Origin of the sequence: Flavobacterium crocinum, from assembly GCF_003122385.1 — a bacterium.
Lineage (GTDB): Bacteria > Bacteroidota > Bacteroidia > Flavobacteriales > Flavobacteriaceae > Flavobacterium > Flavobacterium crocinum.
The window spans coordinates 1388376-1414843 of sequence record NZ_CP029255.1 but is presented as its reverse complement, the minus strand read 5'-3'; the positions used below and the strand labels follow the sequence as shown (position 1 = coordinate 1414843).

Genomic DNA, 26468 nt, shown 5'->3' with positions numbered 1-26468 from the left:
AGTATTTTTTTTATGCTATTCTTTCTAAAACCTGAACTTCATCTACAAAATCGTTCAGGAAATATTTTAGTTCGTTTAACTCATATTCATTCGGAAACAATCTTTCATTAACAATTTTAACCGGTGTATAATTAAAGTTATTCATTGAACACCAATCATATTGTTTTTGAATTTCCTGACTAATCATCATACTCACAGCATCAACATGCCATTTTTTAAGCCATTTTTTATGTGTCATTCTTTTAATATACCAATCTGAAATTGCTTCAACAGTTTTTCCCGGTGTTGTTCTGTTAATGGTTAAAAGTCTTTCAACGACAGCTTTATAAGGATTATCATTATTTTCAGGATTAATATTAAAAAGAACATTCAAAAATATCTTGTCCGGAAATTTTATCACTAATTCAAAAGCTTCCTGAAATGTTTTGTAACAGTGTCCGCAACTTGGACTTAGTATAACTGAAAGTTTTACTGCTGCATTTTTATTTCCAAAATTCAAGCCTCTTAAATCTTCAAATCCTTTTGTGTATTTTACTTTTTTAGATAAGAAGTTTAACAGAGAATAATTTCTTTTAAACTTTTTAAGCTCTTTTAATGAATTTTCATTATCCAGCATCTTTTTGATCATTACTTTAACTGATGCCCAAATTGGAATTAAAAGCAATAAAGAGAATACGTATGGAAAAACAGTACTGAAGTTAAAACTCAAAGTGAAAAGATCTGAAGAAAACCAAACAACACTTTGAACTATTATTAAAAATGATACCGCTAAACACATTACGCACCATTTTTGAATTTCAAATTTTTGAATCCAGATAGAACAAACCACCACAGGAATTGCTAATAAACTTAAAAATCCAACAAAAACCGCTGAACTTAATGGCTGAACCAGAATTGCAATAATGCTTGCACTAAAGAACAATAATGGTAAATCTGAAAAACTGATCCATCTGTTTGCAATATCGTCGTTGAAACTGATTACTGAATGGCAAGATGAATTAGAACTTAGATTACAAAATTTTGAAATTACAGTATTTTTCACTCCCCATTTTTGCTGAACTATAAATATACTTACAATTAAACCTAACACTGAGGTTACTAAAAAAATACTGCTGAATAAATTAAAACCATTATAGAAAAAAGACAATCCTGTAACAAGTGCCAATGGCAAAAAATATTTTAACCAGTTGTACTCTACTTTCAAATTCTCTCTGGCAACAACATTATTTGGTTCGATAGCTACAATTACTCCATTCCAGTCTAAAAGGAATTTATCATAAGATAATTTTTGACTTCCTTTTTTCAGTGTTGTAATTCGGACACCGTTTTTAATCTTCTCAACCAGGATTAATTCTTCTTTGAAATACGCCAAAAAATTGGAAGGTAAATCCACAATTTGTTCTTTCGAAACTCTCACAGCAGCATTCTCTACAGAAAGCAAATCAAACGAATCTGTAATGGCAAATAAACTTGGATAATTTGGATGAGACAAAAACAGATCCTTGAACTCACTTTTTATGTCTGAGTATCGATTGATTTGTAAAAATTTTTGGACCAGTTTTAACATCGCTTTTGATCGTTTTTAAATCATAATTTCATTGCAAAGATTGGGGTTTTTATTGATAAAAATCGCATGTATATATACATTTTATTAATTATACCACATACAATTTATAAATTATACCAAGTATAGTAATTTACATAAAACACTGACAAACAAAGAGTTATTTGTATTTTTTTTGAATAAAAATCTCAGAAAGACCATTTTCGATTAACGGCTCTACTTTTTATCTAGTTTTGGATATGCAATAATCTAAACATCACAAAACATGAAAAACAGGCCCTAAAATTTATATGATTTACAAGAAAAAAATCATATAAAAAGAGGTTAAAAAATGACTCGAAAAAGTCAAAATAAAACCTCAAATTCGAAGCAAAATACTTCCCAAAAAAAAACAAAGCAGAAAGAAAATAACATAAGATTTAACTTTCAAAAAAGAACTTCGTTTTCACTGCTTTTCAAACAAGAATAACAACCAAAAATTTTAGCATAACTAATTTTTAGCGCTATTTTTCAACGCAATTAATCACAGTGCAAAAAAATATTTATGAAAGATTAATAGTATTAAAATTTTAATTTAAAAAAACTCAAAAAAATGAAAACTACAACATTCACATTCAAAGATTTCCAGACTGAAACAATTTCTAAAAAAGAGCAAAAAACAATTATTGGCGGAGGCGGTGACGAAGTGGATCCGGGAAGAGTTAAAGGAAACGGAAACGGGTAATCCTGATTTTAAAAATATATAAAAGCAATCCAAAAAATTCAAAAACATGAAAACTACAACATACACATTCAAAGATTTCCAAAAAGAAACAATCTCTAAAAAAGAGCAAAAAACTATTATTGGCGGAGGCGGTGACGAAGTTGATCCGGGAAGAGGTAAAGGAAACGGAAACGGGTAATTCAGATTTTAAAATATATAAAAGCAATCCAAAAAATTCAAAAACATGAAAAATACAACATTCACATTCAAAGATTTCCAAAAAGAAACAATTTCTAAAAAAGAGCAAAAAACAATTATTGGCGGAGGCGGTGACGAAGTTGATCCGGGAAGAGTTAAAGGAAACGGAAACGGGTAATTCTGATTTTAAAATATATATAAAAGCAATCCAAAAAATTCAAAGACATGAAAACTACAACATACACATTCAAAGATTTCCAAAAAGAAACAATCTCTAAAAAAGAGCAAAAAACTATTATTGGTGGAGGCGGTGACGAAGTTGATCCGGGAAGAGGTAAAGGAAACGGAAACGGGTAATCCTGATTTTAAAAATATATAAAAGCAATCCAAAAAATTTAAAGACATGAAAACTACAACATACACATTCAAAGATTTCCAAAAAGAAACAATTTCTAAAAAAGAGCAAAAAATTATTAAAGGTGGTGGTGATGAAGAAATTGATCCGGGAAGAGGTAAAGGAAACGGAAACGGGTAATTCTGATTTTAAAAATATATAAAAGCAATCCAAAAAATTCAAAAAAATGAAAAATACAACATTCACATTCAAAGATTTCCAAAAAGAAACAATTTCTAAAAAAGAGCAAAAAACTATTAGAGGCGGTGAAGGAGAAGATATTGATCCGGGAAGAGGTAAAGGAAACGGAAACGGGTAATTCTGATTTTAAAAATATATAAAAGCAATCCAAAAAATTCAAAAAAATGAAAAATACAACATTCACATTCAAAGATTTCCAAAAAGAAACAATTTCTAAAAAAGAGCAAAAAACAATTATTGGCGGAGGCGGTGACGAAGTGGATCCGGGAAGAGTTAAAGGAAACGGAAACGGGTAATCCTGATTTTAAAAATATATAAAAGCAATCCAAAAAATTCAAAAACATGAAAACTACAACATACACATTCAAAGATTTCCAAAAAGAAACAATTTCTAAAAAAGAGCAAAAAACTACTAGAGGCGGTGAAGGAGAAGATATTGATCCGGGAAGAGGTAAAGGAAACGGAAACGGGTAATTCTGATTTTAAAAATATTTAAAGTAATCCAAAAGTTAAAAGTCAGATATTCTCAACTTTTCAATTAAATTAGAATAGCAGAAATCCAACCTAGTCATTAAAATTGGTAATGAAGAAATGATGCTACTAGTACTGATGACGCTAAAAAAAGTAACGGAAATGAAAATCGATAAAATTTATATATCTCCTATATATTATTCGCAAACTGAGCTGGAGATACTCCAGTTCTTTTGCGAAACGATTTTGCAAAAGAGACCGCGTTCTTAAATCCGACACTTTCAGCAATTGCCTGAGTAGAATATTTACGATATAAGTGATTCGTAATCATTTGATTGATAACATAATTAATTTTCAATTCGTTAGAATATTCTCCAAAAGATTTTCCAAATCTCTTATTAACTACATAAGATAAATAAGTTGTATTCGTTTTTATTTTTTTTGCGGCATACGAAAGTGTAAAATCTGAATTTAAGTATTCCAGTTTTTCTTCGAGAGCTAATAATTTTTCTACAATTTTATTCTCTTTTGCTTCATCAATACTTAGATTAGCATTTTCTTTTTTCAGTTGAATATCTTCTAATTCAGAAACTTCAAGTACAGGTTGCTCAATTCTTGATTTTTCAATTTCAGCCTTTTCCAGTTCTTTTTTCTCAAGATTAGCTTTAAATTCTTCTATCAAAGCATTCATTTTCTTTTGAGCTTTATTCTTATCCCGAATATTTTTAATTAGGAAAAATACAATTCCAATTACCAGAATCACATAAAATACTTTTAATGCTTTGTTCCAAAAAACTTCGTATTTATATTTTTCCTGTACATCCAGCATTTCTGTGCTAAGATCAGCTGTACCTAATTGAAAATTAACCTCAAGAGCTTCTTCTCTCATATTGCCTTCATATTTTTCATATGAATCCAAATATAATTTGGAATGTTTATAAGCAAGTTCCGGCTCATTCTTAAGGCTGTAAATTTTGGCCTGCAAATAATTAGATTTGAAATAACTATTATCAATCGTTTTATTTTTGATACTAAGAGAATCTACTTTTTTAAGAAAAATAAGTGCTTTATCGTATTTTTTTGTAGCGTAGTACAGATCTCCAAGATTAAAATTGGCTATCTGATAAAGAAAATCACTATTAACCTGTTTTGAATAAAAAGCAATGTCATAATAGATTTTCTCAGCATTTTTAAAATCTTTTTTAAAGACATAAACATTTCCCAGGCTTAATTTTGCAGTAATATTATTATCTACAAACTTGTCTGAGTAGGCAATTGCTTTTTTATAAAAATATTCTGCAGAGTCCAGTAAATATTTTTTATTCCTGTTTTTAGAATAATATCCTTCGTATGAACCTCCCAGATTGATATAAGTATTACTTTTAGAATTCTGAAATAAATCTTTTTCATACAGACTTTCATTTCTATCCAAAAAAGCATCGTTCTGTCTCAAAATCTTTATTGATAATTGATAGTTTCCTACTCCTTCATTTAAAATAGCAATATTTGCCTTAAGTCTTAAAATTTGCATTACGTCTTTTATCTGAGTAGAATATTTGATTCCCTCCTGATAACTTGTCAAAGACTTGGAATAATTACCTCTTTTCCAATATATTAAACCTCGGTAATTAGCTAAATAGGATTGAAGTTTATACTTACTATCTGATTCCGGAATCTTCTGTAAATGTTTTAAAGCCAGATCATATTTTTTATCAGACTCTTTAACATTACCTTTTAATTGATATAAATAGGAACTAACTCCATAAGCAAAAGCAAGACGTTCCTCATTTTTTGATTTTAACAATTGATCAACATACTCCAATCCTTCATCATAATTTCCATTTATACTGAAACGTATTTTATCTTGCAGCTCCAAATACTCTTGTTCAGTAAGCTCTTTTGTAGGTTGAGCTACAGCAGTATTAAGTAGGAATAAAAATAGAAAAGAGATGATCAGCCTCATTTATTAAATTTTTGGTATTCAAAAATAGTCTATAAATTATCAATAAACTACAATTAATTTGCCAAATTCCTATTAATTTTATTTTTACCTTTAAAAAATATAACAAAATAAGAGTTATTTGTTATATTTTTATTACGTAAATTTGTTTTGTTAAAAATTAAAAAACATGAAACCAGACCTATTTCAATCTCCAGATTACTACAACTTAGACGATTTACTTTCTGACGAACATAAATTGGTTCGCGAATCTGCTCGTGCATGGGTTAAAAAAGAAGTTTCTCCTATTATAGAAGAATATGCACAAAAAGCAGAATTTCCTAAACAAATCATAAAAGGTCTGGGAGAAATTGGCGGTTTCGGCCCTTATATTCCTGTAGAATATGGCGGAGCAGGATTAGATCAAATCTCTTATGGTCTAATTATGCAGGAAATCGAAAGAGGCGATTCTGGTGTAAGATCAACCTCATCTGTGCAATCTTCCTTAGTAATGTATCCAATTTGGAAATACGGAAACGAAGAACAGAGAATGAAGTATCTGCCAAAGCTTGCTACTGGCGAATATATAGGATGTTTTGGTTTAACAGAACCAGATCACGGTTCTGATCCGGGAAGTATGATTACCAATTTTAAAGATATGGGCGATCATTATCTTTTAAATGGTGCTAAAATGTGGATTTCAAATGCGCCTTTTGCTGATATCGCTATTGTTTGGGCTAAAAATGAGGAAGGCCGAATTCATGGTTTAATTGTAGAACGCGGGATGGAAGGTTTTACAACTCCTGAAACCCACAATAAATGGTCGCTTCGTGCCTCTGCAACAGGAGAATTAATTTTTGATAATGTAAAAGTTCCAAAAGAAAACCTTTTACCAAATAAATCCGGACTTGGTGCTCCGCTTGGCTGTTTAGATTCTGCCCGTTACGGAATTGCCTGGGGTGCAATTGGTGCAGCAATGGATTGTTATGATACTGCTTTAAGATATTCAAAAGAGAGAATCCAATTCGGAAAACCAATTGGAGGAACTCAATTACAGCAGAAAAAACTGGCAGAAATGATTACCGAAATCACAAAAGCGCAATTGTTAACCTGGCGTTTAGGCGTTTTAAGAAACGAAGGAAAAGCAACAACTGCTCAAATTTCGATGGCAAAACGTAACAACGTAAACATGGCAATCAACATTGCTCGCGAAGCAAGACAAATGCTTGGAGGTATGGGAATAACTGGCGAATACTCTATTATGCGTCACATGATGAACCTAGAAAGTGTCATTACTTATGAAGGAACTCACGACATCCATTTGTTGATAACCGGAATGGATGTAACTGGAATTCCAGCATTTAAATAAACATCAACTATTAAAATATACATAAAATCAATGCGAAAAGCTTCTTCTTAACGGAGAAGCTTTTTATCTTTGCATCAAAATTATTCCAAAAATGAATATCGAAACGATAAACAAAAGCATCCAACCTCAGAAAGACCAACTTTTAAACCATTCTTTATACAATAAGATTCAAAACATAGACGACTTACACAGCTTTCTTGAAACACACGTTTTTGCTGTTTGGGATTTTATGTCACTTTTAAAAGCTTTACAAGCCAAACTTACTTGTACGACAACGCCTTGGTTTGCTACAAAAAATCCGGAAACACGATATTTAATTAATGAAATTGTTCTTGCAGAAGAAACAGATTTGACACTCGACGGAAGAAGACAAAGTCATTACGAAATGTATTTGGAAGCAATGGAAGCCTGTGGTGCCAATACAACCGGAATCTTAAGTTTCTTATCAGAAGTACATTCGCTTCAAAACATATTTGTTGCCATCAAACAAAGCCCGATGCACCCAAATGTGAAAGCGTTCTTAGATTTTACTTTTAGAGTAATTGAAGAAGGAAAACCACACGAAATTGCCGCTGCTTTTACTTTCGGAAGAGAAGATTTGATTCCAAGCATGTTTACAGAAATCCTAAAAAACTTTCAAAAGAATCTTCCGGAAACTGATTTGACAAAACTTTTATATTATTTTGAAAGACATATCGAACTAGATGCCGATGAGCATGGTCCAATGGCAATGACAATGATCTCAGAATTATGTGAAGAAGATGCACAAAAATGGAAAGAAGCGGAAGAAGTTTCTATTCTTGCCTTAGAAAAACGCATTGGTCTTTGGAATGCCATCGAAGAAGATATTGTGATGAAAACCGAAATGGTTTAATAAATCCAAACCCACATATTTAACGTAACTATTTGTTTAAAACGACCTCAAAATTTAAACAAATTATGAAACTAGATTTTAAACAAATAGTTATTGTTATACTTTCAGGATTCCTCTTAAGCTGCAGTTCAGACGAAACCGCAACTCCCATTACCACTACTCCACCGGTTGTAATTCCGCCTGTAACACCAAATCCGCCCATTGCGAGTTCTATAAATTATTTGGCTTTAGGCGATAGTTATACAATTGGACAAAGTGTTTGCACCACCTGCAAATTTCCGGAACAGCTAAAGGCAAGTTTAAATACAATGTATTCGAGCACCATTTCGCTCAAAATAATTGCTACAACAGGCTGGACAACATCCAATTTACTTTCGGCAATAGAATCTCAAAAACCAGAATCCAACTATGATTTGGTAACACTTTTAATTGGCGTTAACAATCAATATCAGCATAGAAATTTTTCGGTTTACGAAAAAGAATTTCCGGAATTAGTCAACAAAGCAATTATGCTGGCAAAAGGCGATCGAAAAAATGTTGTAGTCATTTCTATTCCAGATTACGCCTACACACCTTACGGGAAAGCGCTTTCAGGAGATCAAAGTGCTACAATTTCTGCCGAAATAGACAAATACAACGGCTTTGCAGAAAACTATTGCAATAACAATCAAGTCGCATTTGTTTCGATTACAGATATTACTCGTTTAGGACTTAGCAATCCAAACCTTGTTGCTTCAGACGGTTTACATCCTTCCGAAGCTGCTTATAAAATGTTTGTGGACAGAATGATGCCGAAAATAAAAACAGCTTTGCAGAATTAAGTTTTTTTATTTTTTAGAAGCAGAAAAAGTCATTTTCAAAAGTACGTTTAGTCCCGCTATCCGTTATATCTTTTGTTCTGAACCCCAGAACAAAAGGATATCACTTCTATCGGGGCTAGATTAGATCTTTTATTTTTCAAAAGAACGAAAGAGATTTACTTCTTAGACTTCCAAATAAACCCATCCAACAAATAATGTGTAAACTGCGGAACAGTAAGCAACGGAACCAATAAAATCTGCCAGCTAGAAAAATCAAAATTAGTCACACTGATGTTTTCATTCCAAACAAAAAACTCCCAAAGAAACTCTTCCGAAAAGGCAATTAAAAGAAGAATTCCAATATAAATTAAAATGCCCTTGTATTGTTTTAAAAAAGACAAACGCCCTAATTCCGAGGCTGATTTTTTGTCAATTTCCCTAAAATAAACTAAAGCCATATACGGAATTCCGTGCGAAACGACGTTCAGTAAAGTAAAAATCAAATCATCATTAAAATACACAATTCCGAAATACCAGGACAAAGCTGTTCCCAGAACAATGCTGTTTTTCGGTATATTAAAAAACTGATTTTGAATAGATTTTACGACAGTATAAACAACATACAAAACTAAAATCCCAACATAAACCCAAAACAGGATTTCTAGAATTCTTTGATTTTCAAACCTGAAAAATTCATTTTCCACAAACCAGTTGAACTTTCGCTTCGACGAAAAAAACCAATACAGCATAGGATATCCAGTCGAAGCATAAATCGCAAGATTATCAATCCAAACGGAGATTTTTGTTTTGGTTTCTTTTCTGGCATACAATCTCATGAAACCATATTGCTGTCTGATAAAATGAAAAACAGCCACATAAGCCAGAAATGACCAAAAAACTAAACTTCCAAAAGAGAAAAGCACAATTCCGGTTACCAGACAAATAATGGGCAACAGAATCAATCTTCTTTTTTGTTTTTGAAACTCATCGGCAACAAAATAGGTTTTGAATAAGGTCGCATAAACATGTGCGACATCAATAAAAACAATTAAAAACAACCAAGTGTAAAAAGAATAATGCTCTTCAATCTGAGTAATATAATCCTGAAACAGGAAGATGATCGCCAATACAAAAAATGACGGCCCAATAATAAAAGCTAAATCGGTTTTGGGTTTATGAATCCACGGCTGTTCCATCTACAATTTCATTTACAACATTAATTCCCTGATGAAAAGCTTCTTCAAAAATCGAAATTCCGGATAAATCGCTATGCGCAAAATATATTTTATTCTGAATATTCTGCTTGGCCTGTTTCTTCACTTCACCAAAAATAAATCCCGGCGCTGGCGAAATCATTCCGTGTCCTAAAAGAAAAACTTCGACATCTTCTGTATATTCTTCAATATTGGGATGCGCCACTTTTAAATCGTTCAGCACAAACTGTTTCCAATATTCTTTGTCTTTTTTATAAAGCTCTTTTCTTGTTTTCTTCAAATCGGCAGACGAAAAACTATAATAGTATGTAATGACTTTTTTATCCTGAATTTGATTCACGGTCTGATGCTGATCGTAAACATATCCCAAACCTTTTGCATCATAAATTACATTATCCCACGAAAGCGGAAAACTAAAATTGTCAAACAAATCATTTACAACCAAAGTTGCTAAAAGCCAGGGCGTGTAATGAAAATCTTTGGTGAACGTTTTTCGATCTTGAATCAGATACTGATTTACAAACTGCGGAGAAGCCATTATTACTTTATCGGCAATAATTTCAACCGAAGTTTTGTTTACATCATCAAAGGCTTTTGCGATTACTTTATTGTTTTCTACTTTGATATCATAAACCAAATGATTTTGCAGCGATTTGTCTTTCGTATATTTTTTCAAATGATTGGCTAAGCGCGAATTTCCTTCAGGCCAGGTTAAAACGCTATCGTGTTTTTCGGGTGTAGAATCCTGTTTTCTTCCTGCAAAATAATGAATTCCTGCCCAAGCCGAAACGTATTCGATTCCTAAACCAAAATCGTCTTTACAGCAATAATCAATGTAATTGAACAAAGGTTCAGACGTAAAATGATTGTCTTTGAACCATTCTTTCATCGTAATCTTATCCAAAGCTCTCGTCTTTTCGTCTTTAGAAGAAAGATAAAGCGGAATATCAAACAAATACTTTTGATCTTCGCCTTTGGAACTTCTAAAAACATCCATTTTTTTGAAGAATTTATCAAACTCCAAATCATCAGAAACCAAATTTCCTTCTTTAGGAACTACGCCTTCCTGCCAATTGTTTTTGTAAAACAAACGTTCGTCTGGTGCAAAAGTCAATTGTAATTCATCAAAAACAGGAAATCCTTTTTCATTATACTTTAAAATGATTTTTTCCTCTTCCAGAAATTGAAGCAGTTCTTTATCCTGAAAATTAGGTAAAGGAAGATAATGCGCTCCTAAAGGATATTTAGAGTATCTGTTTTCTCCGTTGGAAGAATTTCCGCCCAAATGATTTTCTAATTCTACGATCAGAAAATCTGAAATTCCTTTTTTATGAAACTGACGCGCAGCACTTAATCCTGAAATTCCTCCGCCAACGATTAAATATGGAATCTCAATTTTTTTGGTGGGTTTAGGAAAATCTTTAATCCATAAACGATGTCCAAGCAAATGTTTTGTACCCGATAAACGAATCATCAAAACCGCAATTTTATCCGAACAAAACTGCAGAAACGGAACCGCAATTAAAGCCGTTCCTACTATTTTTATAAAACTCCTTCTGGATTTATTGCAGTTTTCCCCACTCTTCATCAAAATAGCGTACTAAAATCTGGTTATCTAAACGATTGATTTCGATTTGGTTTGAAATCATATCGTTGGTAAAATAATTGAAGCGGTCGAATTGGTAATTGTAAAATCGCAATCCGTCAGCTTTTCGGTTTACGGAATTAAAAGTCGTTCCAAAACCATTTATGGCAATCGTATAACCCCATTCTCCAAACGACGGAACATAGGCATGATAAGCATCTACCTGAGGAAAAACCTGCATGACTGTTTTATTGATACACCAAAAAGATTTCGGTGCAAAATAAGGCGATGTAGTTTGTATTACAACGGCTGCGTCAGGTTTTAAAATGGTTTTTATGGTTTGATAAAAATTAAGAGAATACAATTTCCCCAAACTATAATTAGAAGGATCCGGAAAATCGATTATCGCAACATCGTACTTTTCTTTACAGCTTTTCGCCCAAATATAAGCGTCGGTATTAATTACGGTAACTTTAGGATTATTCAACGAATTTTGATTGAAATTCGTCAACACCGAATTGGTTTTGAACAACTTGGTCATTCCTTCGTCCAAATCGACCAAAGTTACTTTCTTAACGTATTTATATTTCAGGATTTCACGAACGGCAAGCCCGTCTCCGCCACCTAAAACCAAAACATTTTCAACGCTTTTTGCCATCGACATAGCAGGATGAACCAAAGCTTCGTGATAACGATATTCGTCTGCAGAACTAAATTGTAAGTTGTTATTCAAATAAAGCCTGTAATCGCTCTTATTATGCGTTAAAACGATACGCTGATACGGTGTCGAATTGGTATAAATGATATTTTCTCCGTACAATTTCCCTTCTGAATACGCGAGAATATCATTCGAAAAAATAAAAACAGTCAATAATAACAAAAAAGAGAAAACAGCTTTTGCTCTTAATAAAGACGGTTTCTTTAATTCTCTTTTCAACAAAAAACACAAAGCAATGGCAATACTCACATTGATCATTCCGAAGAAAAGAGAAGTTCCCATAATGCCCAATTTTGGCACTAAAACCAATGGAAATAAGATCGATGCCAAAAGTGCTCCGATATAATCAAACGTAAAAACATTCGAAACCAGATCTTTGAACTCGACCCTGTCTTTTAAAATATTCATTAAAAGCGGAATCTCCAATCCAACCAAAAAACCGGTTACAAAAACAAATAAATATAAAATGAACTGAAAAGAGCCCACACTTTCAAACAGCAAAAACAAAACCACTGAACTTAAACCGCCGATAAGTCCAACCAGAATTTCGATTTCTACAAAAGTATTGAGCAGATTCTTATTGAAAAACTTCGAAAAAAAAGAGCCTATACCCATCGAAAACAGGTACACGCCAATAATAAATGAAAACTGTTTTACCGAATCGCCTAATAAATAACTCGCCAAAGTTCCCGCAACCAATTCATAAATAAGACCGCAAGTGGCAATTATAAATACAGCAAAAAGTAAAAGAAATTCAAACCTAAGAAACTTTTTACCCATGAATTGCGGCACTAATAATCATGGAAATTCCAATGATAAACGCTGCCAAAACAATCGCAACAGCAACATTACTTTTTTCTGTAACTTCTTTCCAGGTATTTTCCGGAGTCAGTTTTTCGATAATAAAATAGCCTACTAACAAAATGGCAATTCCTAAAATAGAATAGATAATCGAATTTACTATTGGCTGAGCGTGAATTAATTCCATAATTGATTTTTTTTTATTTGTGGTAAAAATGGTTATAAGAGGAACGGCTTCCTGATGTTGTTGGTCTGTATTTTTCTGTAGTTTCGCAATCACAAATTCGGTTTCCGGCAAGAGCAAAGTACATATAAACTCCAAAGCAAAAGAATCCTATTGCTAATGGAGCCCAATTATTGGCAAAGAAATCAGATATTCTATTCATAGTATTTTAGTCATAAGTGGAGTAAGAACTGTCTGCCCATCTATTTCTTTCTAATTGGTTTCTGAAATATCGTATTATAAAATAGATCACAACCATCCCGATGATAACCAGCCAGACATTTCGATTCGACGGCTGATTCCAGACTACACTTACATTCATTGTACTGGTCGAAAGATCTTCAGGAGCTTTCATTGGTGTGATCGAAAGGTGGTATTTCCCTGCTTTTACACCACAGATATTAAATTTCTCGGACTGACTTCCTTCTGTCCAGGATTCTCCATCAGAAGTACCATAATAGTATTCTATGTCTTTGTTGGCATAAATTTCATCACCATTATCTTCATTAACCAAAGCGATGTTTAAGTTCGCCCATGAATTAAGGACAGCTGTCGAAACCTTAATCGTCATAGGAGCAGAAGCACCATTGAGCACAAACGACGGAGTAGTCATTTCTTTATTATTAAATTCGTTGAATTTAATCGCGCTGTTAAACACATTTTGTTCCACCTGATCTTTATAAATATACCAATTGGCTGTCAGAATCAATAAAGCGAAACAGCAGAAAATAATAGCTGTATTTCTCAAATCAAAACGAGATGGCTCAATCATACCGACTCCGGACTGATAGGGCATTGTTCTTTTTGGAAATGCTTTTTTGATAACGCTTTTTCTAACATATTCGCCGTGAAAAGCGGTTTCTATATTATTCATTTTTTCAACAGAAATAATATAGGGCGGATTTATAAATTCTGCCAAATGAATTAATCTGCTGCGAAGTTCAAAATCAAAAAAACCTTGTGCGTCTATAACCTGCGCATCCGAATGTTCATATAATTCATATCTTTCATCGTTATGATTTAGAACTTTAACGCCTTTTTTTAATGGATCAATCTTTTCCATTTCGGTAAGCATCATCCAATGCCCGTTAGAAAGAGAAAGATAAAGGAATTCCTTAGCTTCATTCTGCAATATAAATTCATTCCAGGTATAATCCGGATGAACCTTCTTCTTCAGTATGCCCGTAACCTTATACTCACTTCCATTCAAAAATCCAATATCGCCAACTTGCAGCGGATAATCCTGAAGTACATTAGTGTATTTATTTTTTCTTCGAAACTGTCCTTCGTCATCACGAGCGTATACGCTGTGGCATTTCGGACACACAAAATTGACTACTTCAAAACCAACCTCTAACTCGGTTTCTGTATTACAATCGTAACAAGGAATCTTCATATCTTATCGGTTAATTTCAAAATCTTTAATTATTTCTGCATCAAAATAAGCAACATAATCTGCCATTACAGCGCGTACTTTTTCCGAATTATCCTGAAGATAATTACACAAATAAACGTCCAAAGTCAACTGATTGTATTCCGGCCAGGTGTGTATACAAATATGTGATTCTTTAAGGCAGTATGAGATTGTAAAACTATCGTTATCAAAGTCATGCACTACCGCACCAACCTTTTCCAATTCGTATTTTTGTAGAATGGAATTAGTAACAGCAACAAAACCACCGCTGTTAGTTAGCTTCGAAATTTCGTCGACATGTAAAGTGACCAGTTTATGCAATCCTGGCGAATAAGGAGGTAAATCCATCAAGTTATTTATATTACACAAAGGCCAAATATATAATATTTCCAGAATAAAATAATGTGGGAAACCGTATTTAAGAACAACTTTTCAGGACTATGTCTTTATATTTTTTTCTTTTTTTAAGAAGCAGAAAAACTCTTTTTCAAAAAACTTTTAGTCCCGCTATCCGTTATATCTTTTGTTCTGAACCCCAGAACAAAAGGATATCACTTCTATCGGGGCTAGAGTAGACGTTTTCGTTTCTATTTGTAGTTTTCAAAATCAACTTCAACTTTTTCAAAAAAACAAAAGCCCCGCAATTTTACTAATGCGGGGCTTTTGTTTTTTATCTCTTAGTTTAACGAAAGAAGTATCTTCAAATTTATTTAGACAATAAATTAATAAACTTATTGACAAGCTGTCTTGCTATACTTTGCAGATTTATCTTTTGACCAATCAGAGTTTAAAGCTTTATTTGCATCCACTTGTATGCATTGAAGTCCTGGATTTCCTTCAACCTCAAAATATCTTAATATTTTATTGTTACCATTTTGAGCATTTAATTTCACTAATTTATTGTTCTTACAATCTAAATAAGTTAATGCTGTATTTTTACTGGCATCCAATGTAGTTAATTGATTTCCAAAACATCTTAATACAGTAAGTGCAGTATTCTGTGTTACATCTAAAGTTGTTATATCATTTCGGTTACACCATACAATATTCAAAGAAAGATTTTTACTTAAATCTAAAACCGTCAATTTATTGTCTTCAGATTGCAATTCAGTCAAAGAAGGATTTTTGCTTAAATCTAAAGTTCCTAATGGATTTGAAGTAGTGTATAAAGTACCTAAAGCAGTGTTTTTACTAAGGTCTAAAACACTAATTTGATTATATCTGCAGTCTAAAGTTGTAAGCAGAGGATTTTTTCTAACATCTAACTTCGTTAGTTGATTCTGTGCACATCTTAAATCAGTCAACGCTACAAAATCTTGCAATCCTGTTAAATCCGTAATGCTTTTATTTGAAAGGTCTAAATAAGTAACCTTAGAAATATTTGCCGTTAATACTTTGTGGTCAATACTGCCCGAGTCATAACCTAAATTAATTAAGATTTGTTCGAATTTTTCATCGGGAATAGACGTGTATTCTCCAATCACGCTGGTTGAATCTTTAACATCTTTACCCATTGCTGCAATACCAATAAGAAAAAGGCCTATATGAATCCCATAAACAGCAATTTTCGAAATATTTAATCGTAATATTCTTTTCATAAACTTTTCTATTTATATTTTTTATTAAAATTCTTACGCAAAAATATAAAAAAAGTTAGAACTCTTTACTAGCAGAGAGGAAGGGATTCGAACGCTCGGTAGATGTTATAAAAGCCAAAATGCGCTCAGGAAAAAATTATCGTTAGAGCAGAAAACTTGAAAGTTTGCAGAAAATCAAACATAAAAGTTTCGTTTTCAGCACCGCTAAAAATATCTATTAAAAGGTCTTTGGATTGATAACCGGGACGAAAATGGTATTTATACATCTGCTCTTTTTAAACCTAAAACTATTGAATCCTTTTGTAATGATAACCTAAATTATAATCCGAACCTGCCCAAAAAAGAAACAAAATAGCGCCCGAATTATCATAAGCATAATTAACCAGAAGTCCGTCATCTTTCGCCAGTCCGATTCGGGTTTTGTAATTGGTATAACCTCCCGCAAGATACGGAATACCATTTCGCTTTAAATATCTATTGTCAAGATAGAAAAGTCCATTTTTTAGTTTTCCTCCCACTTCAAAACTTTCTATTTCTACATTATCTTTTTTCGTGGTAAACTTTAATTTATTTCCACTAACAAAATTTATATCAACAAAATAACTTCCAAAACCATCCTGTTTTGTCTCTTTAAACGAAACAAAATAGTTTAAATCACTTACCCTAGAATCTTGAGAATTTATCAATTCCGCACTTCCTTTTTCGTTATATCGTAAATCAGGAAACAATTCATAAGTTCCTTCCAATTTCGACAAATCATTCTCTGATAAATTCTCCTTGTTATTTTTGACCATTTTGTCCGAAAACGAGGCACAGGAAGAAAAAAGGAAAAAGCTTAAAAAGGCATATAATATTGATTTCATACTCTTTAAAATAAGATTATACTACCAATTTAGAGTTTATTTTTCAATAATCAATCGTTCTTTTAATAATTGTATTTTTTACAGTTTGTAGTTTTTTTATTGCAAACTATTTTTTATTTTGGTAAAAGTCAAAATATATTTTTAGTATATCTCTTTTTTTTCAACAGTGAAAAAATTACCTAAATCAAGAACTTTAGTTATGAAAAATAAAATTTTAATTTCATTAAACTTACTATTACTAATGAGCTGTAGCCCAAAATCACAGGATTTATCCACTATAGATTTCAACAAAAGTGCCGAAACCTATCTCGACGGACTTTCCTTTTCTTCCAAAACAGAACAAAAAGGACATTACGAAGCCGTTGTTAACGGAGAAGACGCGAGTTTAAATTTAGTAGACAAAGGAGAAAAATCTACCAATTATGTCTTTATGGACGAAAAAAACACCACACAGCTTAACTACGGAGGAATACCAATAAATGATGTTATGGGCGCTGCTATAAGTGTTTATGATAACAAGATCGCCTTTATGAGAATCAACCCAAAAAACGATCAAAGTTTTACGCTTTTAGATGTGCTTAAGAAAAAGCTGGGCAATCCAACCGAAATTGTAAAGAGCGAAAATACGCCTTATGACGAAATAGATAAATCGCAAAAACTTCTTTTGGACAAACTGCCTAACGAAACCAAAAAGATAAAAGATGATTTAGATGATTATTATATTACGTATCCCGAGCATTTTATCTGGAGTAAAGGCGATATCATTTATCAACTAACATTTTCTCCAACCGGAAATTATGTGAGCAGTCAGCTGGTTGTGATTTCGAAAAAAGCATTCAAAGACAGAATTATTATGGGGTATCATGCCCCAGATAAGGATCCTGTTTTAGCGAAGTATCTCAATTAAAAAAAAACAATATTAAGCTGTTTCAAAAAAACAACATATTTGAGCAGCTTCAATGTTTATAAAAAAATCTCCAAAAAACTCCAGCGGGGTAAAATATTTATAGAATTTTAGTAATATATTGAAAGAAGCTCCAGCGGAGCGATATATTTTTTACGATTTATAATATATGTCGCTCGCTGGAGCTTTATTGCCGATGATTATGCGATCTCTATAAATATTGAGCTTCTCCGAAGCTTGCGAAACCATAGACGAAGAAAAACTAAAAGAAGTAGTAAAAGCTCAGGGAATAACCGTTGAAGCCATTATTTGGAAAAGTTGTTGAAAGGGAATTAAAACCTTTTTTAAAATATAATTGTAGAAAAGAGATCTTGAAAATTCGAGATCTCTTTTTTTATGAATAAAATTGAAAACTGACATCTTCAAAATGGGATTTAAAAATAACCTCTGAAAATAATTATTAAGCCGGTCAGGCAGATTACTCCTTAACGCAAAGAATCTTAATTTCATTTTATCCATAAGTTAAGACAAGGAACGTGAATTATAAATTTTCAACAAAACAACGCAACCATTTCACAACATCGCTATCTAATTAAAATACAGTGCATTATTTCTTTAATTTTGTAAACCATAAAACCTAAATAAATGAAAAACCTAATTTTAATTGCGGCTTTATTTCTACTTGTCAGCTGTTCCAATGACGACGACAACGCAAGTGGAGGTATGACAATTACAACGGTGGGACAAGGAAATTTACAAAACCCGTCTATCAAACAAGCCAATATGGTAATTACTAATAAAATTGCCTGGGAGGCCTTAAAGGCAAAAATGATGGAATCTGATAAAAATACTACCGAAAAATCTCTAAAAGAAAAAGATATTGATTTTTCTAAATTCAATATTATCGCCGTTTTTTACAGACAAAACAGCAACAGTGCAACCTCTATAGATATTACAAAAGCCACAATGTACTCAAACAAAATTGTCATCAGAGTAGAAAACCTTAAAGTTAGTTTCATACTAAATATTGCACAACCTTTTCATATTGTAAAAATTCCAAAATCTTCAAAAAATATTGTTTTCGAAGAAATAAAAAATCCTTTCTACTCAAAATAAACCTGTTTTTATTAAAGTCTATTTTTATCTAAATAATTTAAAAATGAAAAAACTAATTTTAATTGCGACTTTATTTTTACTTGTCAGCTGTTCCAGCGACGACGACAACGCGAGTGGAGATATTACAATTACATCTGTCGGACAAGGAAGTTTATCCTCTTCAACTATTGAACAAAAAAACATTGTAATTACGAATAAAATTACCTGGGAAGCCTTAAAGGCAAAAATGAATGAATATAACAAGAATACTACCGAATATTATTTCAAAGAAACCGATATTGATTTTTCTAAATTCAATATTATTGCCGCTTTTTACAAACAACACAGCAATAGTTCAACATCGATAGATATTACAAAAGCCACAATACGTTCAGGTACAATTTTCGTACAGGTAGAAAACCTGAAAGTTGGCATCACAAATGATGTTGCACAGCCCTTTCATATTGTGAAAATTCCAAAATCCTCAAAAAATATCCTTTTTGAAAAAATAAAAAATCCTCTGTTGCCCGAATAAAGCTGTTTTTTGTTAAGTGTATTTTTATCTAATAATTTATCAATGTCTGGTTCAAGTTGAAAAGGATAAAAATGAATATTTGGAGAAGTAACTGAAAGAGAAGTAAGACCTTATTAGTTTACATGAAAAAATAAAAAAACCGTAATTTCAATTAAATTGAAATTGCGGTTTTTTTGGTTGACAAGACTCATATTACTGTCATTATTTAAGTTTGTCCAGATTTATATTACCTAATAGTGATTTTATTTGTGTTATAGCAATAGTATTCAGTTGCTCTAAACGTTTGCTTTGACCAATGCCTTTGTTTATTAATACCGCATTTATACTTTCTAAGTTACTAAGTACAACTAATTGTTCTATTGTGGCTTCATCTCTTATATTTCCTGTTGCATCAGGATTCTCAACACGCCATTGCTTTGCTGTTTTTCCAAATAGTGCTACATTTAGTAAATCTGCTTCATCTGCATATATAAAATTTATTTTTTCTTTAGTAAGCAATTGAGGAATCAAATTCTCTTTTATGGCATCAGTATGTATTTTATAATTTACTTTTGCCAATGTTCGCTGTAAATTCCATGTAAGATTCAGTCTTTCATTTTCTTCTTCCTTAAGTCTTTGAAATTCTTTTACCAACAATAGTTGAAACCTAGGACTAATCCACATCCCAAAATGAAAGGCTATGTCTTTATGCCCATAAGTTCCGCCATATCGTCCGGCGGTTGCAGTAAGTCCTATTGCTCCTGTAATCGCAATCCAATGTTTTACCGAAAGCACAAAATTATTACTGCCCGCTTCATTTTTAATTATACCGAATTCGGTATAATTAAAATTTGGATTGTACAATGCTTCCCATTCTCCAAGATATTCAATTGTACTTTTAAGGCTTAACCATTTTATAATTACAACTTCTTGCAATTGACTGCGTGCCATATCAGTTAAGGAAATATATTCATCCTTACCATCTTTTGATAAAATAGTAATTTGAGTTCCTTCAACATTTATACTTTTTCCTTTTGCCATTCCTTTTTAATAAAATCATTTATGCTTCTCAAAGCTTAATAATAACAACTTAATAGATTTAACAAATTGTAAAAAGTTAATAAAAAAACCTCGAAATATACATTTCGAGGTTTGGTATTATTTTAAATAAAAATTTGCAGAGAAGAAGGGATTCGAACCCTCGATACAGTTACCCATATACTAGCTTTCCAGGCTAGCTCCTTAAACCACTCGGACACCTCTCTATTTTGGTCTGCAAAGAACAAAAAAAAAATTGAGTTATACAACGTAAATTTTAAGATTCATTGATGCTTTTACTAAATTCTTCCATAAACAGTTTTACAGCCTTCTTTTGGTAACTTCCAATTGTGAGCATAAACGAATCCCTTTTAGTCACAACGCCCGTAATTTGAATGGCTTTTAGACTGTGCTCCCAGCCTTTTAATGCTTTTTCGGCTACTATTGTTGCCCAGTCGCTGTTTTCTACCATTTGCAGTAAGGCATTAATGGAATTTAGTTCTATCGAAATCTTCGGTTTCATGTGATGTTTTACAAACAATATTTCTACATATTCTCTGGAATTTGATCCTTTTCCGGGAAGAATCAACGGTACTTCTTCTATTTTCTTAAAAGGTATTTTTTCTAAAGAAGCCAAAGAATTTGTTTTTGCAACCGCCATTACCATATTAGAAGTAAACAAAGGCACTTTTTGAATTGGGGGCCCAATCTCATGCGATGAAATAACTAATACCAAATCCAATTCATTATTAATTAGTTTTTGTTCTAAGGATTCTGTGGTACCATAATCAACTATGATTCTTAAATTTTGATATCTTTTGGCAAAGGTATTCACAACAGGCAGCACCAATAATCCGAAAATATAGGTTACGCCTATTCGCAGTTCGCCGCCAATCATTTCGTTTAAATCTTCAATTGCCTGTTTTCCGTTTTCTACATTTTCTACTACTTTTTTGGCGTGAATCAAAAAAACCGAACCCGCTTCTGTCAATTGTACTTTCTTACCAATTCGCTTAAACAAAGGCATGCCGAGTTCTTCTTCCAGTTTTTTTATTTGCTGCGAAAGCCCCGATTGTGTTACAAAACATAATTCGGCTGCTTTGGTAAAGTGCAAAACCTCAGCCGTTTTGATAAAATATTCCAATTGATAGATTTCCATATTGATAAGTTTTACTACTTATTATCAGTAAAATTATTAATTTTTCTAATGAAATCATAATCCCGACCTTTGTATCAAATAATTAAGATCATGTTTAAAGCCTTAAAATCTAAAAATTTCAAATTGTTCTTTTACGGACAATCTGTTTCAGTAATCGGAACCTGGATGCAAAAAACAGCCGTGAGCTGGATGGTGTACAGTATAACGGGATCTGTTTTTCTCTTGGGATTGGCAACTTTTTTAAGTATGATTCCGTCTCTTTTTCTGGCGCCTTTGGCAGGAAGTATAATCGGACGTTACGACAGACATAAAACATTATTGTTTCTGCAATCTCTTGCTATGCTTCAGGCAGGAACTTTAGCCTTGCTGATTTATCTTAAAATATACAATATCAACTTCATATTGGCATTAAGTTTAATTCAGGGAATCATCAATGCTTTTGATATGACCTGCCGTCAAACCATGATGATTGATATTGTCGACAATAAAGAAGATCTTCCGAATGCCGTAGCGCTGAATTCTACCATGAACAACTTTGCCAGAATTGCAGGTCCGGCGCTTGCGGGAATTATTCTGCACCAATACGGCGAAGACATCTGTTTTATTGGAAACTTTTTAAGTTACATTCCTGTTTTGATTTCGCTATTGCTAATGAAAATTACTCCTCATATTAAAGCTGAAAATAAACTGAATATGCTGGACGATCTTATCGAAGGACTGGATTATGTCAAAAAAGAAACCGAAATGGCAAGAATGCTTCTGATGTTAACCTGCAGCAGTTTGTTCGTAATTTCTTTTAATACGCTGATGCCGGTTTTTGCGAAAGACATTTTTAGCGGAAACGCCGAAACTTTCAGCTGGTTTGAAAGTGCCGCCGGAATTGGTTCTGTTTTATCTGCCGTTTATTTAGCCAATTTAAAATCAGCTGAAAATATGGGGAAACTGATGATTGCTGCGAGTTTACTTTTAGGTTTCAGCGTTATTATTCTGGCCATTTCCAGCAATATTACAATTGCTCTGATTTGCATGACTTTAAGCGGAATCGGAATGATGGGACAAACTTCATCCATCAATATTTATATCCAGACACACAGTATTGTTAGTATGCGTTCCAGAAGTATCAGTTATTTTATGATGGCATATCAGGGAATGATTCCTGTTGGAAGTTTAATAATCGGATATGTTTCTCACTCACTTGGTGTAAGAACTACGGTTGCCATTCAGGGAATTATTTGTATTCTTTCTGTGATTGTTTATGTGTATTATATAAAACATAAAACTACTGAGGAATTGGAGACTTGTCCGGTTGAGTATAAAAACTCTAAATTTTAGAGGAAATTCAAATAAAAAAAATCCCAAATTCTAATTATCCGCAATCTTGGAGGAACGAGAAATCACACGCGGGATTCTACAAAGATTGGCGACATACTTTGCGGAGTTTCTTGTGTGATTTCTCGTTCCTAAATGACAAACTGGAACGGTTAAACGAAATTCTCAATAAAAAAAATCCCAAATTCCAAAACTAAAGTATGGAATTTGGGATTTAAAAATATTGTTATTTGAATTTAAGAGATTTCCCCTCTTAGAGCCGTTTCAAAAATATCTTTAAACTCGTTTTGTGGAATCTTATGCCCAAGCAAATACATTAATTTTGTAATCGCTGCTTCTGTAGTAATGTCTTTTCCAGAAATAACGCCAAGCGATTTTAAGGCTGTACTAGTTTCGTATTGTCCCATGTTTACACTTCCGCCTGAACATTGCGTTACATTTACGATATGCATTCCCGATTTGATGGCTTTTTCTATTAAACTCAAGAACCAGTCTTCGGTTGGAGCGTTTCCGGAACCATACGTTTCCAGAATAATTCCTCGTAAACCTTTTGTAGAAAGGATTGAAGCCAAAACGATTTCGCTCATTCCCGGGAACATTTTTATAATCGCAACATGATTGTCTAAATTCTTATGAACAATCAGTTTTGCATCTTTGTTTATTGGAAGAAATAAATGTTTATTCAATTTTAAATGCACACCGGATTCTACCAATTCAGGATAATTTGGTGCTGTAAAAGCTCTGAAATGTTCTGCATTTACTTTTGAAGTTCTGTTTCCGCGGTATAATTTATACTCAAAATACAAACATACTTCTGTAATAACAGGCTTTCCGTTTTCCTGAAGAGAAGCAATCTGAATCGCTGTTATCAGGTTTTCCTTAGCATCAGTACGCAAATCTCCAATCGGTAATTGCGAACCTGTAAACACTACAGGTTTTGACAAATTCTCCAACATAAAACTCAATGCTGAAGCTGAATATGACATTGTATCTGAACCGTGAAGTACCACAAATCCGTCAAAAGAAGCGTAACTTTCCTCGATAATAGTGGCAATTTTTGTCCACATTTCGGGATTCATATTGGAAGAATCTATTGGATGTTCGAATGAAATGGATTCGATTTCACAATCCAATTGTTTGATTTCAGGAATTTTCTGAATTAATTTACCAAAATTAAAAGCTTTCAAAGCTCCTGTTTCAAAATCTTTGCTCATACCGATAGTTCCTCCGGTATAAATCAATAATATTTTAGCTTTAGATGACATCTTGGTATTTTAATTTATTGACAACCGGATTGGCATACATAGCCAAAAACCCTTGTCTAGTCACAGGATTATCGCTTCCGATACGCATTTCTAAACGACGCTCAAAAAGAGATTTTTCACTCTCTTTATACTTGTCTGCAAACCGGTCTGTTTCGTTTAAAATATCGTAAGCAATAAAATTAGTTGGCCATAATTGATAGTTTTTCAGAATAACATCATCGATAGTTTGTGCCAATGCCAAAACCTGTTTGTTTGCATTGTCATTTTCGGCTACAATCTGATCAATTTCTGTATCCAGAACATCTCCGACAGAAATATGGATTCTTTTTTTAGTTCCCATGATACCGCTGATGATATTCATGAAATCTTCGTTTTTATCTTTTACGTAAACCTCATTGTTCGCTTCTGCCATTAATTGCGGCATTTTCAAAACATCAGTCGGATCGTATTCGTATGAAATGGAAACCGGAACTACTTTTAATTTCTTAAAATAATCCATTAAGTTTTCTTCATCAGAAGCCATTCCGATCATTTTTAAAACTCCCGGATTGGTTTCATCGTTTCCGTCTTTTGTTCTTCCTTCTTTTTGGGCAATCCAAACCGAACGATTTTCGCGAAGCAATAATTGTCCCATATATTCTGAAAGAAGTTTAGAACTTTGCAGCATTTCGCGAGGCGTTAATCCTCTTAAAACTAAAAAGTTTCGGTTCAGTTTTGCTAAAGTTGCCAGGAAAGCTTTCTTAACCAGATTATCTCCAATTGCAGATGCTGTCATGACCAAACCATGTTCAAACAAACATACATTTAATAGCGTTGTATCTAAAAGAATATCTCTATGATTCGATATAAATAAGTAAGAAGTATTAGGTTCTAATTTTTCAAAACCAGAAGTCGTCAAGCCTTCAGAACTTTTTTCTAAAACCTTCTGAATCGTATTATAAATAAAGTTGCATTGAAAATCACGAATCGAATGTGTTTTCTTTAATTGTTCCTTCCAAACCTCATCTTCTATATCCGGAAAAGTAAAGTTCATCATGGTTTTCATCATCGGATGATTGACAACACCATGAAGTGCTTCATTTATTTCAGAATCATAAAAAGGTCGAATGGCATCAAATTTCTGCATTATTTATATTGATTTTAAGTGGGCAAAAGAACAAAAAAAAAATTATATTAAAGTAACGAATAGATTAAATCCCGAAAACCTCCTTCGAATTCCGGGTTGTTATCGTTGCTATTTCCTCTTCAGAAACTTCGTAAATCGTTGCCAGTTTTGAAATTACATTCACTAAATAACTACTTTCATTACGTTTTCCTCGATATGGAATTGGTGCTAAATAAGGAGAATCTGTCTCCAAAACGATATGCTTTAAATCGATTTGATTTAAAAACTGATCGATTTTTCCATTCTTAAAAGTAACAACACCGCCGATTCCTAATTTCATATTATAAGAAATAGCTTGCAAAGCCTGTTCTAAAGTTCCGGAAAAACAATGAAAAATCCCAAACAAATCTTCTGATTTTTCTTCTTCCAGTACTTCAAAAATCTCATCAAAGGCTTCACGGCAATGAATTACAATAGGTAATTTGTATTGTTTCGCCAACTGAATTTGTTTCTTAAAAGCAATCTGCTGTTCCTTTAAATGTGTTTTATCCCAATACAAATCGATTCCGATTTCACCTACAGCATAGAATTTTCTTTTTGCCAGTTCATTTTCAACGTGCGTCAATTCTTCCAGATAATTATCTTTCACGTAAGTGGGATGTAACCCCATCATTAAGAATACGTTATCCGGATAATTTTTCTCTAAATCGTACATAGACTGCGTTGCGGCAGCATCGATTGCAGGAATAAAAAAACGGGTCACTCCGGCATCAATGGCACGCTGAATCATTTCGTCACGATCCTGATCAAATTCTTCAGAATATAAGTGCGTGTGGGTATCGGTAATAATGGATGTTGAATTCAATGGTATAAATTTAAAGCGGTCAAAAATACGACAATATTAAAAGAATACCAATTTTGTAGAGATTACGGGACGCGGATTTGACTGATTCACTTTGTGAAACCGCGGATAAAAACGGATTTCTTTATTTTCATTTTAAGAAATTACGCTTAAAAAGAAAAACCTTTGTCAAAGTTGAAACTTTGACAAAGGTCGCTGTAAATTCTCTTTCGAATATTTTATCCTCTTAAGGAACGAAGAATCTCAAAAGTAGTATCGCAAAGAAAAC

The 26468-nt window shown here is 32.7% G+C and carries 31 protein-coding genes and 1 tRNA gene; 15 read left to right on the top strand and 17 right to left on the bottom strand.

All coding sequences use genetic code 11. The features are described from left to right. Window positions 1-10: 10 nt before the first annotated feature. Window positions 11-1492, bottom strand: a complete 1482-nt coding sequence (locus HYN56_RS06595) for a vitamin K epoxide reductase family protein (protein WP_240622662.1) — start codon at window positions 1490-1492, stop codon at window positions 11-13. A gap of 664 nt (window positions 1493-2156) precedes the next feature. On the opposite strand from HYN56_RS06595, the gene HYN56_RS06590 reads away from it, so the two are divergent. Genes HYN56_RS06590 through HYN56_RS06555 form a run of 8 tightly spaced genes read left to right on the top strand, consistent with a single transcriptional unit; the run spans window position 2157 to window position 3534 of the window. Continuing rightward, window positions 2157-2288: an rSAM-modified peptide gene (locus HYN56_RS06590; RefSeq protein ID WP_109191447.1), complete on the top strand. Its 132-nt coding sequence runs from the start codon at window positions 2157-2159 to the stop codon at window positions 2286-2288. Window positions 2289-2334: 46 nt separating this feature from the next. Next, complete coding sequence (locus tag HYN56_RS06585; protein ID WP_109191446.1) at window positions 2335-2466, top strand: rSAM-modified peptide; 132 nt, start codon at window positions 2335-2337, stop codon at window positions 2464-2466. A gap of 45 nt (window positions 2467-2511) precedes the next feature. Next, window positions 2512-2643: an rSAM-modified peptide gene (locus tag HYN56_RS06580; RefSeq protein ID WP_109191443.1), complete on the top strand. Its 132-nt coding sequence runs from the start codon at window positions 2512-2514 to the stop codon at window positions 2641-2643. 47 nt (window positions 2644-2690) lie between these two features. Then, window positions 2691-2822: an rSAM-modified peptide gene (locus tag HYN56_RS06575; RefSeq protein ID WP_109191446.1), complete on the top strand. Its 132-nt coding sequence runs from the start codon at window positions 2691-2693 to the stop codon at window positions 2820-2822. Between the two features lie 46 nt (window positions 2823-2868). Continuing rightward, window positions 2869-3000 (top strand): rSAM-modified peptide, encoded by a 132-nt coding sequence (locus HYN56_RS06570; RefSeq protein ID WP_109191445.1) that lies wholly within the window; start codon window positions 2869-2871, stop codon window positions 2998-3000. Between the two features lie 46 nt (window positions 3001-3046). Next, window positions 3047-3178: an rSAM-modified peptide gene (locus tag HYN56_RS06565; RefSeq protein ID WP_109191444.1), complete on the top strand. Its 132-nt coding sequence runs from the start codon at window positions 3047-3049 to the stop codon at window positions 3176-3178. A 46-nt stretch (window positions 3179-3224) separates the two neighbouring features. Then, window positions 3225-3356, top strand: coding sequence for an rSAM-modified peptide (locus HYN56_RS06560; protein WP_109191443.1), 132 nt, complete (start codon window positions 3225-3227; stop codon window positions 3354-3356). 46 nt (window positions 3357-3402) lie between these two features. Beyond that, window positions 3403-3534 carry an rSAM-modified peptide gene (locus HYN56_RS06555; RefSeq protein ID WP_109191442.1) on the top strand — a complete coding sequence of 44 codons (132 nt, stop codon included), beginning with the start codon at window positions 3403-3405 and terminating at the stop codon, window positions 3532-3534. Between the two features lie 187 nt (window positions 3535-3721). On the opposite strand, the gene HYN56_RS06550 is transcribed toward HYN56_RS06555, so the two are convergent. After that, complete coding sequence (locus tag HYN56_RS06550; protein WP_109191441.1) at window positions 3722-5494, bottom strand: helix-turn-helix domain-containing protein; 1773 nt, start codon at window positions 5492-5494, stop codon at window positions 3722-3724. Between the two features lie 166 nt (window positions 5495-5660). Here HYN56_RS06550 and HYN56_RS06545 point away from each other — a divergent pair, with 166 nt between their 5' ends. From HYN56_RS06545 to HYN56_RS06535, 3 genes are all read left to right on the top strand, one after another. Beyond that, window positions 5661-6839, top strand: coding sequence for an acyl-CoA dehydrogenase family protein (locus HYN56_RS06545; protein ID WP_109191440.1), 1179 nt, complete (start codon window positions 5661-5663; stop codon window positions 6837-6839). A 91-nt stretch (window positions 6840-6930) separates the two neighbouring features. Beyond that, entirely contained in the window at window positions 6931-7713 is a 783-nt protein-coding gene (locus tag HYN56_RS06540; RefSeq protein ID WP_109191439.1) for a DUF3050 domain-containing protein, read from the top strand. A gap of 65 nt (window positions 7714-7778) precedes the next feature. Continuing rightward, window positions 7779-8534: an SGNH/GDSL hydrolase family protein gene (locus HYN56_RS06535; protein WP_109191438.1), complete on the top strand. Its 756-nt coding sequence runs from the start codon at window positions 7779-7781 to the stop codon at window positions 8532-8534. Window positions 8535-8689: 155 nt separating this feature from the next. Here HYN56_RS06535 and HYN56_RS06530 read toward each other — a convergent pair whose 3' ends face one another. The 9 genes from HYN56_RS06530 to HYN56_RS06490 form a co-directional block, all read right to left on the bottom strand. Beyond that, window positions 8690-9709: a hypothetical protein gene (locus HYN56_RS06530; RefSeq protein ID WP_109191437.1), complete on the bottom strand. Its 1020-nt coding sequence runs from the start codon at window positions 9707-9709 to the stop codon at window positions 8690-8692. Continuing rightward, entirely contained in the window at window positions 9687-11315 is a 1629-nt protein-coding gene (locus HYN56_RS06525; RefSeq protein WP_109191436.1) for an NAD(P)/FAD-dependent oxidoreductase, read from the bottom strand. Before HYN56_RS06525 ends, HYN56_RS06530 begins: the two co-directional genes overlap by 23 nt. After that, the gene (locus tag HYN56_RS06520) at window positions 11290-12810 is read right to left on the bottom strand and encodes a polyamine aminopropyltransferase (RefSeq protein WP_109191435.1); all 1521 of its coding nucleotides are present in this window, start codon (window positions 12808-12810) and stop codon (window positions 11290-11292) included. Before HYN56_RS06520 ends, HYN56_RS06525 begins: the two co-directional genes overlap by 26 nt. After that, window positions 12803-13018, bottom strand: coding sequence for a DUF350 domain-containing protein (locus tag HYN56_RS06515; protein ID WP_109191434.1), 216 nt, complete (start codon window positions 13016-13018; stop codon window positions 12803-12805). The genes HYN56_RS06520 and HYN56_RS06515 overlap by 8 nt, the downstream gene beginning before the upstream one ends. A 13-nt stretch (window positions 13019-13031) precedes the next feature. After that, complete coding sequence (locus HYN56_RS06510) at window positions 13032-13217, bottom strand: hypothetical protein (protein WP_109191433.1); 186 nt, start codon at window positions 13215-13217, stop codon at window positions 13032-13034. A gap of 6 nt (window positions 13218-13223) precedes the next feature. After that, window positions 13224-14450 carry a DUF4178 domain-containing protein gene (locus HYN56_RS06505; RefSeq protein ID WP_109191432.1) on the bottom strand — a complete coding sequence of 409 codons (1227 nt, stop codon included), beginning with the start codon at window positions 14448-14450 and terminating at the stop codon, window positions 13224-13226. A gap of 3 nt (window positions 14451-14453) precedes the next feature. Beyond that, a complete protein-coding gene (locus HYN56_RS06500; RefSeq protein ID WP_109191431.1) occupies window positions 14454-14816 on the bottom strand; it encodes an S-adenosylmethionine decarboxylase family protein in 363 nt (120 codons plus the stop codon). Between the two features lie 383 nt (window positions 14817-15199). Further along, the gene (locus HYN56_RS06495) at window positions 15200-16066 is read right to left on the bottom strand and encodes a leucine-rich repeat domain-containing protein (RefSeq protein WP_109191430.1); all 867 of its coding nucleotides are present in this window, start codon (window positions 16064-16066) and stop codon (window positions 15200-15202) included. Window positions 16067-16353: 287 nt separating this feature from the next. Next, a complete protein-coding gene (locus HYN56_RS06490; protein ID WP_109191429.1) occupies window positions 16354-16929 on the bottom strand; it encodes a hypothetical protein in 576 nt (191 codons plus the stop codon). Window positions 16930-17128: 199 nt separating this feature from the next. Here HYN56_RS06490 and HYN56_RS06485 point away from each other — a divergent pair, with 199 nt between their 5' ends. The 3 genes from HYN56_RS06485 to HYN56_RS06475 all read left to right on the top strand — a co-directional run bounded on the left by HYN56_RS06485 (window position 17129) and on the right by HYN56_RS06475 (window position 19463). Beyond that, window positions 17129-17836, top strand: coding sequence for a hypothetical protein (locus HYN56_RS06485; protein WP_146194573.1), 708 nt, complete (start codon window positions 17129-17131; stop codon window positions 17834-17836). A 642-nt stretch (window positions 17837-18478) separates the two neighbouring features. Then, a complete protein-coding gene (locus HYN56_RS06480) occupies window positions 18479-18949 on the top strand; it encodes a hypothetical protein (protein WP_109191427.1) in 471 nt (156 codons plus the stop codon). Between the two features lie 43 nt (window positions 18950-18992). Beyond that, window positions 18993-19463, top strand: coding sequence for a hypothetical protein (locus HYN56_RS06475; RefSeq protein WP_109191426.1), 471 nt, complete (start codon window positions 18993-18995; stop codon window positions 19461-19463). 201 nt (window positions 19464-19664) lie between these two features. Here the strand turns inward: HYN56_RS06475 and HYN56_RS06470 are convergent, their stop codons facing one another. The 3 genes from HYN56_RS06470 to HYN56_RS06460 form a co-directional block, all read right to left on the bottom strand. After that, a complete protein-coding gene (locus HYN56_RS06470; protein ID WP_109191425.1) occupies window positions 19665-20483 on the bottom strand; it encodes a KilA-N domain-containing protein in 819 nt (272 codons plus the stop codon). A gap of 137 nt (window positions 20484-20620) precedes the next feature. Beyond that, a tRNA-Ser gene (locus tag HYN56_RS06465) sits at window positions 20621-20707 on the bottom strand. A gap of 50 nt (window positions 20708-20757) precedes the next feature. Then, complete coding sequence (locus HYN56_RS06460) at window positions 20758-21639, bottom strand: LysR substrate-binding domain-containing protein (RefSeq protein ID WP_109191424.1); 882 nt, start codon at window positions 21637-21639, stop codon at window positions 20758-20760. Between the two features lie 90 nt (window positions 21640-21729). Between HYN56_RS06460 and HYN56_RS06455 the strand changes: the two genes are divergently transcribed. Next, entirely contained in the window at window positions 21730-22971 is a 1242-nt protein-coding gene (locus HYN56_RS06455) for an MFS transporter (RefSeq protein ID WP_109191423.1), read from the top strand. Between the two features lie 233 nt (window positions 22972-23204). On the opposite strand, the gene HYN56_RS06450 is transcribed toward HYN56_RS06455, so the two are convergent. The 3 genes from HYN56_RS06450 to HYN56_RS06440 form a co-directional block, all read right to left on the bottom strand. Beyond that, the gene (locus tag HYN56_RS06450) at window positions 23205-24233 is read right to left on the bottom strand and encodes an asparaginase (RefSeq protein ID WP_109191422.1); all 1029 of its coding nucleotides are present in this window, start codon (window positions 24231-24233) and stop codon (window positions 23205-23207) included. Then, complete coding sequence (locus HYN56_RS06445; RefSeq protein WP_109191421.1) at window positions 24223-25359, bottom strand: 1-acyl-sn-glycerol-3-phosphate acyltransferase; 1137 nt, start codon at window positions 25357-25359, stop codon at window positions 24223-24225. The genes HYN56_RS06450 and HYN56_RS06445 overlap by 11 nt, the downstream gene beginning before the upstream one ends. A 64-nt stretch (window positions 25360-25423) precedes the next feature. Beyond that, entirely contained in the window at window positions 25424-26203 is a 780-nt protein-coding gene (locus tag HYN56_RS06440; protein WP_109191420.1) for a TatD family hydrolase, read from the bottom strand. Window positions 26204-26468: the final 265 nt, after the last annotated feature.